Raw genomic sequence first — 14,379 nt, 5'->3', positions numbered from 1 at the left:
ACGCGTACCCATCCCGAACACGGCCGTTAAGCCCTCCAGCGCCGATGGTACTTGGACCGAAGGGTCCTGGGAGAGTAGGACGCCGCCAAGCAATGTTCCCTGATAGCTCAGTCGGTAGAGCACTCGACTGTTAATCGAGTTGTCACAGGTTCGAGTCCTGTTCGGGGAGTTATCCCGGAAAGCAAGCGGATCAACATTCCGTTGCTTTCCGGGGAGACCAACTCTTATGGAGAGGTGTCCGAGTTGGCCGAAGGAGCACGATTGGAAATCGTGTAGGCGTCACAAGCGTCTCGAGGGTTCGAATCCCTCTCTCTCCGCCAGCTTGGATTTATATTGCGGCCCGTTGGTCAAGGGGTTAAGACACCTCCCTTTCACGGAGGTAACAGGGGTTCGAATCCCCTACGGGTCACCACTTTCTTATAATGGATCAAAGTAGGGAAAACTAAAGTATCCCATGGAGGCTTAGCTCAGCTGGGAGAGCATCTGCCTTACAAGCAGAGGGTCAGCGGTTCGATCCCGTTAGCCTCCACCATAAGAACATTTTTATCGACGCGGGGTGGAGCAGCCCGGTAGCTCGTCGGGCTCATAACCCGAAGGCCGCAGGTTCAAATCCTGCCCCCGCAATTAACTCCAAAATAAGTGATGAGAGCCTTGAGGATTGCTCGGATCGATTTGCGGAGTTTGCAATTATCAAGTGTGGAGCCGTGGTGTAGAGGCCTAACATGCCTGCCTGTCACGCAGGAGACCGCGGGTTCGAATCCCGTCGGCTCCGCCATTTCATCATTGAAAAGGGATGAGAAATTTTTTTTGCACGAGCCATTAGCTCAGTTGGTAGAGCACCTGACTTTTAATCAGGGTGTCGAAGGTTCGAGTCCTTCATGGCTCACGTTAATTTGATATGCGGACGTGGCTCAGCGGTAGAGCATCGCCTTGCCAAGGCGAGGGTCGCGGGTTCGATTCCCGTCGTCCGCTCCATTATTTGCGCCCTTAGCTCAGCTGGATAGAGCGTTAGACTACGAATCTAAAGGTCAGGAGTTCGAATCTCTTAGGGCGCGTATTTTTTTGCCGGTGTGGCGGAATTGGCAGACGCGCGCGACTCAAAATCGTTTGGGGAGACCCGTGGAGGTTCGAGTCCTCTCACCGGTACCACATTTACCAACAATAGTTCATTAGATTTAATTCTAATGAGCTTTTTTATATTTTTATGACTTCATTCATTGTATTGGCTGAAGAAACCTTGGAGCTGTACTCCAAGTGAGAATAAATATTTGCTGTGGTGGAATAATCACTATGACCTAACCACTCTTGAACTTCTTTCATGCTGACGCCATTGCTCAAAAGCAGCGTGGCGCAGCTATGGCGAAGATCATGAAAACGGATGTGCCGCATGCCATTCTTCTTCAGTACAAGGGCAAAATGTTGGGTGATGTAGTTAGGTTTGATTCGATCTCCCATAGCATCCACATAAATATAACCGATGTAATCCTGACAGTAAGAATCCTTAAAGAGCTGCTGGTTGGTTTCCTGCTGCTGCTTCATTTGCAACAGAAGGTCGTAGAAGGCATCTACAAGGGGCAGAGTACGAAGACTAGCCTTGTTCTTTGTTCGATCCTTCTCAATCGTGATCAGCTTCCCATCCAGGGAACCAGAAGTGACGGTATGCTTGATTGTGATGGTCTTATTGACCAGATCAATGGCAGACCATTTTAGACCTACCACTTCACTTCGTCTTAGTCCATAAAAAGCTCCCAGGATCACGGCCATTTCAATCTTGGTACCCTTTACAATTTCTAATAGTTGATTCACTTCTGAAGCGCTGTATGAACTGCCCACAAACACTTCCTTCTTCGGACGAATGATCTTGTCGGCAGGATTAGAAGGAATTCGATCCGTAATAAACGCCTGCTGAAGTGCCGAACGGATATTGGCATGATAATGAATGACAGTGTTGGCACTAACGCCCCATTCATTTAAGGCATGACTGTAAAAATCCTGAATGTGATGAGGTTTCAATTCCAGAAGCGTAATGCTTTTTTCTCGGAAGTATGGAACGATGCGTCCTTTCACTGCGTTAACATACGAGATATACGTGATTAGCTCGATCCTATACTTCACCGTTTCCAGCCAATCTAGCAAGTAATCCGCAAATAAGGTCTGGTCAACATCTGAGTTTTCTTCGATGCTTTGTTTTTCTTGATCTTTTTCAGCTTCTTTATTTGGCTCTAATTCAAAATTTTTGCGTGCATCCATTAGCATGGATTCCGCTCTTTTCTTGTTTCCTTTGACGGGCAAGCCCGTAGCAATCCATTTACTTTTCCGCTTTCCCTCCTCATTTTTATAATTTAATACGATGTAGAAAAGACCTTTTTTTTCTTGTAGGTGGCCTGCAACCATGTTTCAATTCCTCCTTGGTTAGCAGCACCGATCCCACCATTGACACTTTAAATATACCATAGTAAAATAATTGATTCAATGCACTAAAGCGTCACAGTGAGAAATCGGTTGATGAGTCAGTATGCTGTGAAGATAAGTAGTAACACTGACTTTGGGGATCTTATACGCTCTTCCAATTCTAAAGTGGTTTACTTTATTGGTCTGTAAAAGCTTAAATCCCGTCTTAGTGCTGATTCCCCCAAGCATTTCACACATTTGTAATACATTGACTACATCCGGGTAATCTTGAAACATGCGCGAATAAGCGACTAACGTATCAGATTGAATATCAGTCTCGTCTTGCATTTAATCTGCCTCGTTTCTAGAAAAGAGTATGTATACAATAAAATGCCTGTTTCAAGCTGCGGTTGGTTAGTCCACACATAACTTCTTTACGAAGCTCCCCCTCATCCGAGCAGGCTGCCCCCAATGCAGTGACGCTGGCCAGACAGAAGTATCATAATCCCTCATACCGGTCATGGCGATTCAACCTACCACAGGTTGATTTCAGCCGGAAGTTGTTCGCTCGTGGCTTCGTAAAGCTAACTAAGCCGTCATGGCGCTCCCGCTTCGTCGCTTCTGCAGGTTGCAGAGGCAGAGGAACGTACTTGTAAACAGGACATATTATTTTGTCAAAGAACAATGGCTTGGAGAAATTAAGAAACTGAAGATCATGAAATTTTATCTTCTATTTATTTAGATGGGAACCAACATTAAAAAAAGCAACCTTGCCACCCGACTATGTAAGGATTTTCAATAAGAATGACATTCAGTAGGGCATTACTTGAGCCTAAAGTCAGTGAGTTTGTATTGAAAGTTGAGTAAAGGGACAGACATAAGTCATCGGAAGCAATTACGGATTAAAGAACACCTGGATATTCTTGAGTATGTTTTTCCAATATCAAATACATCCGCATAAGGTCATGTCTAGTGAGTCGAACTGACTCAATGTTTCGGGAAGTTAATCAGATTGTGGACAAGCGAAGCTGATCAAATACATGAACTTGACGATCAACAGAGCTATTTTTGCGCAAGTGACCGATTTCTAACTCGTCCCAATCTATTTGTGCCTACTCGTTAGGCTCGAATTGAAACACCAACTCGCTTCTATACCAACCTCGAAGCGATGGTCGATCTAAAACTATCCGCCCCTATCGTACATCACCTATGCAATGCTTCATATTCGAAGCCCCACCGAAGTGCATTTCTAAATTGTCAATGTTCCTTCCTTATATTACTTTTGAAGTGGCCGGGCCAACACTGCTGCGCATTGACGAATTACAACAAATCGCTCACCCAGAACTTTCCTCAGATAATTTCCGATAATTTTAAGATACTCCTGCCAAAATGTTTTGGTAAGTTGATAAAGAGCTCATGTAGAAGGAGAGAGCGTCATGTACACCATAGGACGAGATCAGTTTGAATCAGCTAATCAGCTCCTACCTGCGGCAAGAAGGCTGGGACGTCGTCTCATTCACGGACGGCGAAGAAGCCAGGGCTGCGATTGCGCGAGAGCCTCATCTTTGGATACTCGATATCATGCTGCCAGGGGTGGACGGCTATCAACTGATTCGCGAAATCAAGAAAGAAAATGAGGCGATCCCGGTCATCTTCATCTCCGCGCGGGATGCCGATCTGGACCGGATCGTTGGTCTGGAGCTGGGCAGCGATGACTATTTGGCCAAGCCATTCCAGACACGCGAACTGATCATTCGCGTCCGCAAGCTGTTCGAGCGCGTTTATGGAAAGACGAGGAAGCCGACCTTGCTGCTTCGCTTTCCGCGTCGGTGGTAGTATCGCCTTATACGATTGACGGACAAGCCCGGACAGTAAAGCGGGGGCGGATCAGGAAGTGGAGCTCACTTCCAAGGAATTCGATCTTCTGATGCACTTTGTTTCGCATGCCGGGCAAGTGGTACAGCGCGAACACATTCTGAATGAAGTGTGGGGCGAAGACTACTTCGGTACGGACCGCGTGGTGGACGACCTCATCTGGCGATTGCGCAAAAAATGCCGGAACTGCGGTTGGAAACGGTATTCCCGTTCTATCCCAAGCGGCGCTCTCCCCGTTCGACCGAACGGGAGAACAACTGGGCTGCTTGATCGGCGGCCTGTCCGCCGCAGGTTTGCTGGCCGGTCTGCCGCTCTTGCGGATCGTACTCCGGCAATGGCGGCTGCTCGGGCTGACACCGTCCGCCGCTTTGATTCGGGTGTGCGGCGGGATGATGGGGGGCTGTTTTCCTGACCGGACTCGCTTCCGCGGCATCCGGCATACTGCAGGCGATGCGCCCGGGCCTGATCACGGCGCTGCTTGGGTGTTGCGCGATTTTCGCGACCAATATACAAATTTTACAATTTCAATACAAGTCCATCTCTCTTTTCATATATGTGTCGATTATATTGAAAAAGCAGGTTCACTAGTACCTAAATAATCTGTTGTTAAGAATGTTTTAGTTAGATATTGGCTTAAGTACATTTGGGAGAGGACATCATATGCAATTAGAAAAACAAATGAATATCCAAGTGAAAAATTATAGCAAACAACCGATTAAACGATATATGCCAGGCTTGGATGGACTAAGGGCGTTATCTGTTCTTGCTGTTATTGCCTATCATTTAAAACTGAAATGGGCGGAAGGTGGGCTTCTAGGTGTAGGAATCTTTTTTGTTATTTCTGGTTACTTAATTACAGACCAAATCATCATGGGCTGGAAACAGAAGGGAAGATTTCGACTTCTAGAATTTTGGATTGGAAGAGTGCGAAGGCTGTTACCTGCTATGTTCACAATGCTCATATGTGTAGCACTATGGTTACTGTTTGTAGATACGAATAGACTCATTTCATTGAAGGGAGAATTCATTTCTTCGTTTTTTTATGTGAATAATTGGTGGTTAATTATTCATCAAGTCTCTTACTTTGAGAGCTTTGGTCCTCCTTCTCCAATTGGTCATCTGTGGTCGCTTGCTATTGAGGAGCAATTTTATCTTATATGGCCAATTATTCTTACTATAGGATTAAAGCATATCGTTTATAAAAGGAAATTACTACTCTGGATGGTTGGGGCAACTATTGCCTCAGTACTGGCAATGGCATTGATTTACGTACCAGGAGATGACCCAAGCAGAGTTTATTATGGTACAGATACACGGGCGTTCGCTCTCTTAGTTGGGGCAGTATTAGCGGTAATTTGGCCGAGTTGGAGGCTAAAGGAAAAGGAAAATGTTTCAGCTGAAGCAAACCGGTTTTTGGATATGATAGGCTTAATCGGAATTTGTACTTTATTCATCATGATTTTTACTAGTAATAAGTTCGATGAATCTTTATACCGTGGTGGATTCTTGTATTTATCACTCGTGACAGCTGTAGTCATAGCTGTACTTGCACATCCTGCGAGCCGTCTCGGAAAGGTGATGGGATGTAAACCGCTTCGCTGGATTGGTGTTCGCTCATATAGTCTTTACATTTGGCATTTTCCCATTATTATATTATCCAATCCAGATGTGAATATGGATGGTTCTGACTATACTCGTATCTTATTACAATTGATTGCCACTTTTATTCTGGCATCCTTGTCTTTTAAGTATATTGAAGAGCCGCTACGTCGTGGTAAGAAGCATCGATCAAATGATCTTCAACTGAATAGAGACTGCTTAAGTCGCTCTAGAATCAAACCATCTGTACCAGTAGTATTAATTCTTCTCCTTTTGGTATTCACATATTGGTTTGAGAGCTTAAATCAAACTGACACTATAAAGTCTGTGTCTGCTGATCATCAAAATATTCAAAAGGATGAATTTATACAGAAGGAACCTATCCAACCTGATTCTGGTGAATTACTAATTCAGTCTAATCGTATTACTGCTATCGGAGATTCTGTTATTTTAGACGCGGCACCTTTTCTGAAAGAATTGTTACCAGGTATCATTATTGATGGTAAGGTTGGCAGACAGATGAGACAAGCAGAGGAATTAACCAATCAATTAGAAGATACAGGCAAATTGGGCGAACAGGTTATTATTGAGCTTGGAACAAATGGATATTTTCATAAAAAAACATTAATCTCATTGCTAAATCATTTAAGTGATAAAAAGGTTATTTTGGTAAATACACGTGTACCGAAAGAGTGGCAGGACTCAGTTAATGAGTTAATATCTGAAGCTGCTCATATGTTTGATAATGTGTCAGTGGTAGACTGGCATGCAGCTAGTGTAGATAAGCATAGTTATTTCTCTCAAGATGGGGTTCATCTGAGTAAAGAGGGAGCCAAGTATTTTGCATCACTACTAGTGGATGCCGTAAAGAATGAAAAACAATAGAGGGTTGCAATAGTAAATAAGAGATAGGTAGAAAGGAAGTAAGCATATGTTAAAAAAAACATTTCTAATTTCAATAGCTATAGTCATTGTTCTTATTGGATACAAATGGGTGCAAGGGAATACCGCTAAGGATAGCAATCTTCGTATCGAAGAACCTGTAAATAAAGTTGAGGTTAATTCTCCTAATCTACATGAGGAAGTTACACAGCAGCCAGCTACAGATGATTTTTCATCAGTCTCAGGTTTAACTAGTGAGGCTACTCCATCTTTTTCGAGTAAAACTGAGCTTAAATCTGGTAAGGGGATTACTATTATTGGTGACTCTGTCATTGTAGGTGTCGCCCCTGTTTTAGAAGAGCAGTATCCGGGGATTGTGATAGATGGTAAGGTCAGTCGTCAGATGAAACAGGCTCAATCCATTGTTGATGAACTTAAGAGTAAAGGGAAACTTGGGGATCGAGTTGTTTTTGAACTTGGAACAAATGGTCCTTTTGTACTGAACAACTTCGGTCTTTGTTAGATTCCCTTAGTGATAAACAGGTTTATTTGGTAAATATACGTGTTCCTAAAGATTGGCAAGATTCGGTTAATAAGACTTTATCAGAGGTTGCTGATGAATATAGTAATACAAAAGTGATCGATTGGTTTTCTGCTAGTGAAGGTAAAAGAGAGTATTTTTACAAAGACGGTGTTCACTTAAATACAGAAGGTTCTAAATACTATGCTTCAGTAATGATGGATGCTATTCATTCCAATGAATGAAGGCTGGGTATGACTAACAAGATGCTAGTGACATATGAAAGGGAGAGCTAGAATGAAGATAAGGAAAAAAAGAATCGTTGTATGGAATGTAGTTACTGTAGTACTGATTATGATCACCTCTGCAGCCTATTATTTCACATCTATTTATAATGGATTAGAAGGATTGCAAAAATCACCAGAGGATTCTCCTTTTAAAGAGATTAGTCCATCCGAGCTCAGTGTAGCTGAACCTCCTAAATGGACGGGCACTGAACCTGTAAATATTCTTCTAATGGGCGTTGATGGGCGAGGACTTGTTAAAGGAGAAATTCCGCGATCTGATTCCATGATGGTTGTTTCGTTAGATCCAGTTAAACATAAAATTCATCTATTTTCTATTCTTCGAGATACTTATGTAGAAATTCCTGGATTTAAAAAGAATCGCATAAATACAGCTATAACGCATGGACCCAATACTGCAATGAAGGCAGTTGGAGACTTGCTAGGTATTCCAATTCAATATTATGTGTATACGGATTTCCAAGGCTTTATTAAATTAGTCGATGCTGTCGATGGCGTAGACTTTTATGTTGAGAAGGATATGTATTATTCAAGTAAAGCAGATAAGCACGAGTATGATATTGATTTGAAAAAGGGTGGACAGCACTTAGATGGTATTAAGGCACTTCAATATGTTCGATTTCGTCATGACGCCACTTCTGATTACACACGAACAGAGCGACAACGGGAGTTTTTTAAGGTAATAGCTGATAAGTTTACATCTACGACATCAATTATGAAGCTTCCATCGATTATTGAGCAAGTTAGCCCTTTCGTTGATACTAATTTATCCGTTGACGATATGTGGAAGCTAGCTAGTGTAGGTTATAAGAGTACAATTGGGGAGACAGCGCAAATTCCTACAATGAAATTATTGAAAGAAACTTATGTTGGGAAAATGGCTGTATTGACTGTAACTAGTGAAAAGGATCTTAAGGATTACATTCAGAGCATTTTTAATCAACCAGAAGAACAAACTAATTTGGAAACAAGCGGTAATTTATCTATCAAAAATGAGAATTAGCTTTAGAGTCACTGGGGTTACCCCCATTTGTGAGACAGGGATCAAAACATCTTTCAGGTTTAAACAGCCAGTCGTCGGGAATCAACCGGCGACTGGCTGTTTAGCTTTTTGAATCCGAATTGAGTTATAGTAGGTAATTCAATCTCGAAGGTTTAAAAAGTATAGACTGGAGTATTGTGTTAATACGATTTATAGTTTATGGCAGTAAATGTGCTTGTACTAGTGCTTGATATACCATACTATTTTTTTGAGTCAAACAAGTCATGTGAGTTTTCTCCAAAAAGGATAATTTTGCTTATGTGAGTAGATAAGCCTTCAAATGCTCCTGTACGAATAAACTAAGCGGTTGTACAGAAATGTTATTACATCGTTGAATAGCTCTATAAAACCCAGCTAACTCATAAGGCATGGCAGATCCACAGAGTATTCGTAGATCAGCCGATATGAAATCATCCTGCAAGTGCTGCTCGCCAAGAACACCACAATCCATAACAAATAGCATTAATAGCGTATGTTCTTTTTCCATCAATTATTTTGCCATCATAGTTAGTGTTCTGAAATTTGACATCATCTTGATCCGAATAAAAATAAAACCCCTTAACACTGCCAATATAGTAATACTTTCCAGGTATGCGGTCGTCGCGGAATTGGCAGACGCTCACGGTTCAGGTCCATGTGGGCTAACCCCCCGTGGAGGTTCGAGTCCTCTCGACCGCACCAACTTTAATGCTTCCTTTCGCGGAGATTCAGGAGCTTTTTGCATGCTCGGAATTTGCAAAGTGTTACTCATCACTTGAGCCGAAGAAAGCTTTGAGTTGTACTCAAGGTGAACATAAAAGTTGGCGTTCGTGGAATAATGGTATGTCCTAACCATGCCTGAATTTCCTTTAAGCTGACATCGTTCGCAAGTAGTAAGCTGGCACAACTTTGCCGAAGATCGTGAAACCGAATCCGCCGTAAATTATGCTTTTTCAGACGAGCGGAAAATGTTGAGTAATATAACCCGGCTTAATACGCTCTCCCAGTTTATTGACGTAAATGTAGTCCTGATATTGGTTACTGTAAGAGTCCCTGTACAAAACACGATTTGCTTGTTGCTCTTCCAGTAGCCGTAAAAGCAGTTCCAGGAAGACGGGAACGAGTGGTAAGGTGCGATAACTCGATTTGTTTTTGGCCCGGTCTTTCGCCACAATGATTTGTTTGCCCTGATACGACACAGGGATAACCGTGTGCTTAATGGTAATCGTCTGATGCTGAAAGTTGATGGCGTCCCATTTCAGCCGACAATTTCGCTTCGTCGCAGTCCGTAAAAAGCTGCCAGAATGACAGCCAACTCAACCGGATCTCCTTTCACGACTTCGAACAAACGTTTAGTCAATCACTTGTGTAGTATCTCCCGATAAATTGGTTCTTCTTGAGCCGCTTGACTTTGTCTGCTGGATTCGAAGGAATCATGTCCATTTCAAAAGCGTATTGTAACGCCTGCCGGATGTTGGCATGATAATGCAGCACGGTGTTCGTAGTAAGCCCGAATCCTTTCAATACATACTGATAAAAATAATGAAGGTGTTTAGGCTGAAGATCCTTCAGATAAATTCCTTTTTCCCGGAAGTACGGGACAATTCTGGTGTTAACAGCAAAACTATAAGCGGAGTGGGTTGTAATCTGTGGGCACATCCGTCTGATCGTTTTTTTCTTCAGCAACCACCTTTTCTTCATTTTCCAGATTGGCCTCTGAGGGGGCACAAAATTTTTGCGCGCCTTCAGCAACATGGTCCCCGCTTTTTTCTTGTTGCCTTTTACCGGAAGTTTAGTGGGAATCCATTTGCTTTTTCATTTTCCGTCATCTTTGTAGTTCAGAACGATATAAAAAAGACCTTTCTTTTCCTGTAGGTGGCCTGCTACCATGAAAATGTCCCTCCTTGGTTAGCAGCCAGATTTCCTACCATTGACACTGTTAATATACCATAGTCACAACGAATGATTCAATGCACTAAAGCGTCACAGTGAGAAGTGGGAGAATCGGTCATGATGCTATGGAGGTAGGAGATAATATTGGCTTTGGGGATTTTATAGACTCTGCCGATTCTGAAATGTTTGATTTTGTTTGCTTGCAAAAGCTTGTATGCCGATTTCGAACTGATGCCACCGAGCATTTCGCACATTTGTGGGACATTGACAACATCAGGATACTTTTGAAACATAAGCTCAAAAAGTTCAGGTGGATGCATTATCCAAAGTCCCCTTCCTTAAAGTTAGTATGTATTCACAAGGAGGAGTAGTAAATATCATTAAAGAGTAATTAAATCGTTATATAAGCTGTTTTTAAGCTGCAGGTAGTTAGTCTGCATCATAGCTTCGGTGTCCCAAAGCTCCCCCTCATCCAAGCGGGCTGCCCCCAATGCCGTGACGCTGGCCAGGCAGAAGTATCATTATCCCTCTTGGCCGATCATGGCGATTCAACCAACCACAGGTTGATTTAAGCCGGAGAGTAGATCGCTCAAGTTATGAGAAAACTCATAACCGTCATGGTGTTTCCGCTTCGTCGTTTCTGTTTTCACAGTGGTAAGAGGAACGTACTTATAACAGCGTATTTTTTGTTTTCAAGGATCAGATTAAAGACTTAATCAATTACAAGAGGATACCGCTCAATATATTTGCGTACTCTATTATCCTCTCACTATCTAAGTGGGATAGAAAACAGCAAAAGCAACCAGGGAGTCATTATTCCCTAGTTTTATTTAGGATTTCTAATTGCACGTATCTCTCATGAACGATTCTTTGAACAGCTTGGAGGAACGAGATAATTAATCGTTACCTGTATCCTAATAAGTTACATCTCCTTTACCTTGTGATAACAAGGAGATAACATTAGCCTGTTAAGCTTGTACCCGTCTGAAAAAAACTAGGCAAAGGAGAAAAAGATGAATAATACGAGGATGATGTGGAAGAAGCTGGTAATGCTTCTGGCGATATTCGCACTTTTAACGGGATTGATACAAGCTGCAATTCCATCAGTGAAAGCGGAGGAGAAAGAGACCATTCTCTTGCCGAAAAACTCAACCTGGAAATATCTTGATACCGGTGTGGACCAGAAAAACTTATGGCGCACGGATCACTCCGGCAAGGACTGGCCGACTGGTTCTGCCCCATTCGGATATAGTGCTTCTGCTTACGGCGGACTGACCTCCCAGTTCGGCCCTCTGGAGACGGTAACAAGTTCAAGCTATGGTTCGGACAGCCGAAACAAGCCTATTACAACCTATCTGGTAACAGAAATGCATGTGGATATGAACGAGATTGAGCAATACGGGCAACTGCTTGCGACATTTGCTGTTGATGACGGGGTCGTTATTTATGTGAATGGTACAGAGGTTTACCGTGTGGGTATGCCGAAAGGGGAGATACAATTTTCAACACTGGCCGCTACCCTGAACTATGCTCCCGTTGTGTTCAAAAATGTGGATTTAACAGCTCTGTTAAAGGCAAATCTGAAGGATGGGGAGAATGTAATCGCCGTCGAAGTTCATCAGGGCTCAAAGTCCAGCTCCAATCTATACTTTGATATGGAACTGACCGCTCTAAAGGAGGCGCCTGCCTCTGAGGTGAGTAAGGTTGCAGTAACGTTCCATGGCGATCCCAAAACCTCGAAAGGCTTCGTATGGTATACGCCGATTGCCTCTGCCAGAAGTGATCTGCAGATTGTAGAGCGTACAGCCGCAACACCTGATTTTGACCAGGCCCTTTCTTTTACAGGCCATACCCAGGTTTCCTCCAATTCGCCTACCGAGCATGTACATAAGGCGGAAGCAACAGGATTGAAGCCGGATACAGCTTATTACTTCCGGGTAGGGGATCAGACACTGGACATCTGGAGCGACGTTGGGACGTTCGAAACGGCTCCAGAAGGAGGTGCGTTCACCTTCATCGATCTTGCCGATACTCAAGCGCAAGAAGAGGACCAAGCGGTCCTCTCGAGCCAGACGCTGACTAAGGCGCTGGCTACTGTCCCGGATGCCAAATTCGTGGTTCATAATGGGGATTTTGTCGAAAATGGACATGCGGAGGGAGAATGGAACCAACTGCTGGGTTATTCACAAGAAAGCCTATTGAATACGACGATCGTACCAGCGGCAGGCAACCATGAACCATACAACAGCGCGTTCTTCGAACATTTCAATGTGGAGCCGGCGGAAAATTCCGACACGACAACGGGAGCCTATTATTCCTACGACTACAGCAATGTTCATTTTATTGTGCTGAATACGAATGAGAATTCTACGGAATATGCCGATATGTCACTGCACCAGGTGGAATGGCTGAAGCAGGATGTGGAGAAGGCTAGAGCGGCTGGGGCGGAGTGGATCATTGTAAATATGCACATAGGCCCTTACACGATCTCCAATCATGCGACGGATAGTGATGTTATCGGTGAGAACGGACTGAGAAACAAGATCGCTCCGCTAATGGCCGAGTTGAAAATCGACCTTGTGTTGCAGGGGCATGACCATATTTACGCCCGGACCAAGCCGATTAAAAGAGACGGGACGGCGGCTGATACGGATAAAATTACAGAAACGCTGCATGGCGAGTCGATTGAGTATACGGTCAACCCAGATGGTACCATCTATCTGATTCCAGCTACCGCAGGGGCATTTGTGTACTTCAAAAATAAAAAGGAACAACTTGGGGATGCATACTTTAATTTGTTTGAGCGGGCGGAAGAGAACCACGCCGCAAAGTATGGATCGACTCCTAACCAGATGAAAGGGCATGTGCAGAATTTTGTAGGCATTACTGTGGACGGGCGCAAGCTGACGGCTGTAGCCTATGAGATTGATCAAAACCTTAACAATGCCGAACCGTTTATTGTCGACCAGTTCGGAATAGTGAAGGAACGGGCGGATACCACTCCGAATCACCCGAGTAAGCCTGTCCGTTCGGGAGACCACGACAGTTCGGGCGGCATCTCTGATTCTGACCCCTCTAAAGGAGCAGGAGCGGGGACAGATACTGGGGCCGGGGAGAATACGATCAAAGATGAAGAAAGTGAACTTAATCCAACGGATGACGGTAATGGAACGGCCCCTACGCTGCATTTGAATGATATTGCCGGACACTGGGCTGCGGCGGCGATCAAGCGGGGCATAGAGGCGGGGGTTGTTAAAGGTTACGGAGACGGAAACTTCCGCCCGGATGCTGCTGTCAATCGCGCTGAATTTATCACCATGCTTGGCCGAGCTTTGAAGCTACAGGATTCGGGAAGCAAAGCCCTGTTCAAGGATTTGGCTAATATCCCTGTTTGGGCGCAAATCTATGTTGTGGGAGCGGCCAATGCCGGTATAATTAGTGGCTATGCGGATGGTACTTTCGGGCCGTCCAAAATATTGAATCGTGCCGAACTGGTTGTCATGATTGCCCGTGCGGCAAATATTCAGCCTGATGAAGCGGCGGTTCTGACTTTTAGTGATATGAAAGATATCCCTGCGTGGGCTGCCCCATACGTTGCAGCCGCTAGCAAGGAGAGTTTCGTGTCAGGAGTAGGTCAAAACAGATTTGCTCCGAAGCAGAGTGTTACCCGTGCAGAAGCTCTGGCGCTAATTATGTCTTTGCTGAAGCAATAGCCAACAATGCCTGAAACTACATTGATCTTATCATTCAAGCCGTCACAGCCGCTTAATACAGCGTTTGTGACGGCTTTAACAATTCCTTTGTGGTATCGGGGACGCATCGTAGCATGAAGTAGGCGGATCGGTCATGATGCTGTAAAGCTGGTTCCGCCCCGTTCGGATTTAGTGATCAAG

Annotated in this window: 10 protein-coding genes, 11 tRNA genes, 1 rRNA gene and 1 pseudogene; 18 read left to right on the top strand and 5 right to left on the bottom strand. The window is 44.0% G+C overall.

What is annotated here, in order from left to right:
• The 11 genes from rrf to EHV15_RS33605 all read left to right on the top strand — a co-directional run.
• Positions 1 to 91: ribosomal RNA gene (gene rrf / locus EHV15_RS33655) — 5S ribosomal RNA — on the top strand; the annotation flags it as partial.
• 5 nt (positions 92 to 96) lie between these two features.
• Positions 97 to 169, top strand: a tRNA-Asn gene (locus EHV15_RS33650).
• Between the two features lie 59 nt (positions 170 to 228).
• Positions 229 to 320: transfer RNA gene (locus EHV15_RS33645), tRNA-Ser, on the top strand.
• 17 nt (positions 321 to 337) lie between these two features.
• Positions 338 to 412: transfer RNA gene (locus EHV15_RS33640), tRNA-Glu, on the top strand.
• Positions 413 to 456: 44 nt separating this feature from the next.
• Positions 457 to 532: transfer RNA gene (locus EHV15_RS33635), tRNA-Val, on the top strand.
• A gap of 18 nt (positions 533 to 550) precedes the next feature.
• Positions 551 to 624, top strand: a tRNA-Met gene (locus EHV15_RS33630).
• A 74-nt stretch (positions 625 to 698) separates the two neighbouring features.
• Positions 699 to 775: transfer RNA gene (locus tag EHV15_RS33625), tRNA-Asp, on the top strand.
• A 38-nt stretch (positions 776 to 813) separates the two neighbouring features.
• Positions 814 to 886 (top strand) — tRNA-Lys (locus EHV15_RS33620).
• A 14-nt stretch (positions 887 to 900) separates the two neighbouring features.
• Positions 901 to 975: transfer RNA gene (locus EHV15_RS33615), tRNA-Gly, on the top strand.
• 6 nt (positions 976 to 981) lie between these two features.
• A tRNA-Arg gene (locus EHV15_RS33610) sits at positions 982 to 1,055 on the top strand.
• Between the two features lie 9 nt (positions 1,056 to 1,064).
• Positions 1,065 to 1,149 (top strand) — tRNA-Leu (locus EHV15_RS33605).
• A 45-nt stretch (positions 1,150 to 1,194) separates the two neighbouring features.
• Here the strand turns inward: EHV15_RS33605 and EHV15_RS33600 are convergent.
• Positions 1,195 to 2,394, bottom strand: coding sequence for a site-specific integrase (locus tag EHV15_RS33600; protein ID WP_128635091.1), 1,200 nt, complete (start codon positions 2,392 to 2,394; stop codon positions 1,195 to 1,197).
• A 1,452-nt stretch (positions 2,395 to 3,846) separates the two neighbouring features.
• On the opposite strand from EHV15_RS33600, the pseudogene EHV15_RS37770 reads away from it, so the two are divergent.
• Positions 3,847 to 4,536, top strand: a pseudogene (locus EHV15_RS37770) (response regulator transcription factor).
• Here EHV15_RS37770 and EHV15_RS37765 read toward each other — a convergent pair.
• The gene (locus EHV15_RS37765; protein WP_246061875.1) at positions 4,479 to 4,706 is read right to left on the bottom strand and encodes a hypothetical protein; all 228 of its coding nucleotides are present in this window, start codon (positions 4,704 to 4,706) and stop codon (positions 4,479 to 4,481) included. The pseudogene EHV15_RS37770 and the gene EHV15_RS37765 overlap by 58 nt on opposite strands.
• Before the next feature lie 220 nt (positions 4,707 to 4,926).
• Between EHV15_RS37765 and EHV15_RS33580 the strand changes: the two genes are divergently transcribed.
• The 5 genes from EHV15_RS33580 to EHV15_RS33560 all read left to right on the top strand — a co-directional run bounded on the left by EHV15_RS33580 (position 4,927) and on the right by EHV15_RS33560 (position 9,295).
• Positions 4,927 to 6,750, top strand: a complete 1,824-nt coding sequence (locus tag EHV15_RS33580; protein ID WP_246061874.1) for an acyltransferase family protein — start codon at positions 4,927 to 4,929, stop codon at positions 6,748 to 6,750.
• Between the two features lie 46 nt (positions 6,751 to 6,796).
• Positions 6,797 to 7,270 carry an SGNH/GDSL hydrolase family protein gene (locus EHV15_RS33575; RefSeq protein ID WP_128635089.1) on the top strand — a complete coding sequence of 158 codons (474 nt, stop codon included), beginning with the start codon at positions 6,797 to 6,799 and terminating at the stop codon, positions 7,268 to 7,270.
• Between the two features lie 26 nt (positions 7,271 to 7,296).
• A complete protein-coding gene (locus EHV15_RS33570) occupies positions 7,297 to 7,512 on the top strand; it encodes an SGNH/GDSL hydrolase family protein (protein ID WP_128635088.1) in 216 nt (71 codons plus the stop codon).
• 52 nt (positions 7,513 to 7,564) lie between these two features.
• Positions 7,565 to 8,575 (top strand): LCP family protein, encoded by a 1,011-nt coding sequence (locus EHV15_RS33565; protein ID WP_128635087.1) that lies wholly within the window; start codon positions 7,565 to 7,567, stop codon positions 8,573 to 8,575.
• 632 nt (positions 8,576 to 9,207) lie between these two features.
• A tRNA-Leu gene (locus EHV15_RS33560) sits at positions 9,208 to 9,295 on the top strand.
• 69 nt (positions 9,296 to 9,364) lie between these two features.
• Here the strand turns inward: EHV15_RS33560 and EHV15_RS37760 are convergent.
• The 3 genes from EHV15_RS37760 to EHV15_RS38150 all read right to left on the bottom strand — a co-directional run bounded on the left by EHV15_RS37760 (position 9,365) and on the right by EHV15_RS38150 (position 10,740).
• A complete protein-coding gene (locus EHV15_RS37760; protein ID WP_246062031.1) occupies positions 9,365 to 9,526 on the bottom strand; it encodes a site-specific integrase in 162 nt (53 codons plus the stop codon).
• A 423-nt stretch (positions 9,527 to 9,949) separates the two neighbouring features.
• On the bottom strand, positions 9,950 to 10,348 hold the full coding sequence (locus EHV15_RS37060) for a phage integrase SAM-like domain-containing protein (protein WP_218571261.1): 399 nt from the start codon (positions 10,346 to 10,348) through the stop codon (positions 9,950 to 9,952).
• A gap of 212 nt (positions 10,349 to 10,560) precedes the next feature.
• The gene (locus EHV15_RS38150) at positions 10,561 to 10,740 is read right to left on the bottom strand and encodes a helix-turn-helix domain-containing protein (RefSeq protein ID WP_342774096.1); all 180 of its coding nucleotides are present in this window, start codon (positions 10,738 to 10,740) and stop codon (positions 10,561 to 10,563) included.
• Positions 10,741 to 11,499: 759 nt separating this feature from the next.
• On the opposite strand from EHV15_RS38150, the gene EHV15_RS33545 reads away from it, so the two are divergent.
• On the top strand, positions 11,500 to 14,199 hold the full coding sequence (locus EHV15_RS33545) for an S-layer homology domain-containing protein (protein ID WP_246061873.1): 2,700 nt from the start codon (positions 11,500 to 11,502) through the stop codon (positions 14,197 to 14,199).
• Positions 14,200 to 14,379 lie beyond the last annotated feature (180 nt).

It is taken from the genome of Paenibacillus oralis (genome assembly GCF_003863965.1).
GTDB lineage: Bacteria > Bacillota > Bacilli > Paenibacillales > Paenibacillaceae > Fontibacillus > Fontibacillus oralis.
Note: the sequence above shows the minus strand (reverse complement) of the source record. Positions and strands in the feature narration are given on the sequence as shown.

What these genes read in the sequence shown, in the direction of transcription:
- EHV15_RS37765 (WP_246061875.1), bottom strand. Translation starts at nt 4,706, where the DNA reads ATGCCGGATGCCGCGGAAGCGAGTCCGGTCAGGAAAACAGCCCCCCAT.
- EHV15_RS33580 (WP_246061874.1), top strand. Translation starts at nt 4,927, where the DNA reads ATGCAATTAGAAAAACAAATGAATATCCAAGTGAAAAATTATAGCAAA.
- EHV15_RS33545 (WP_246061873.1), top strand. Translation starts at nt 11,500, where the DNA reads ATGAATAATACGAGGATGATGTGGAAGAAGCTGGTAATGCTTCTGGCG.
- EHV15_RS33575 (WP_128635089.1), top strand. Translation starts at nt 6,797, where the DNA reads ATGTTAAAAAAAACATTTCTAATTTCAATAGCTATAGTCATTGTTCTT.
- EHV15_RS37060 (WP_218571261.1), bottom strand. Translation starts at nt 10,348, where the DNA reads ATGTTGCTGAAGGCGCGCAAAAATTTTGTGCCCCCTCAGAGGCCAATC.
- EHV15_RS33600 (WP_128635091.1), bottom strand. Translation starts at nt 2,394, where the DNA reads ATGGTTGCAGGCCACCTACAAGAAAAAAAAGGTCTTTTCTACATCGTA.
- EHV15_RS38150 (WP_342774096.1), bottom strand. Translation starts at nt 10,740, where the DNA reads ATGTGCGAAATGCTCGGTGGCATCAGTTCGAAATCGGCATACAAGCTT.
- EHV15_RS33565 (WP_128635087.1), top strand. Translation starts at nt 7,565, where the DNA reads ATGAAGATAAGGAAAAAAAGAATCGTTGTATGGAATGTAGTTACTGTA.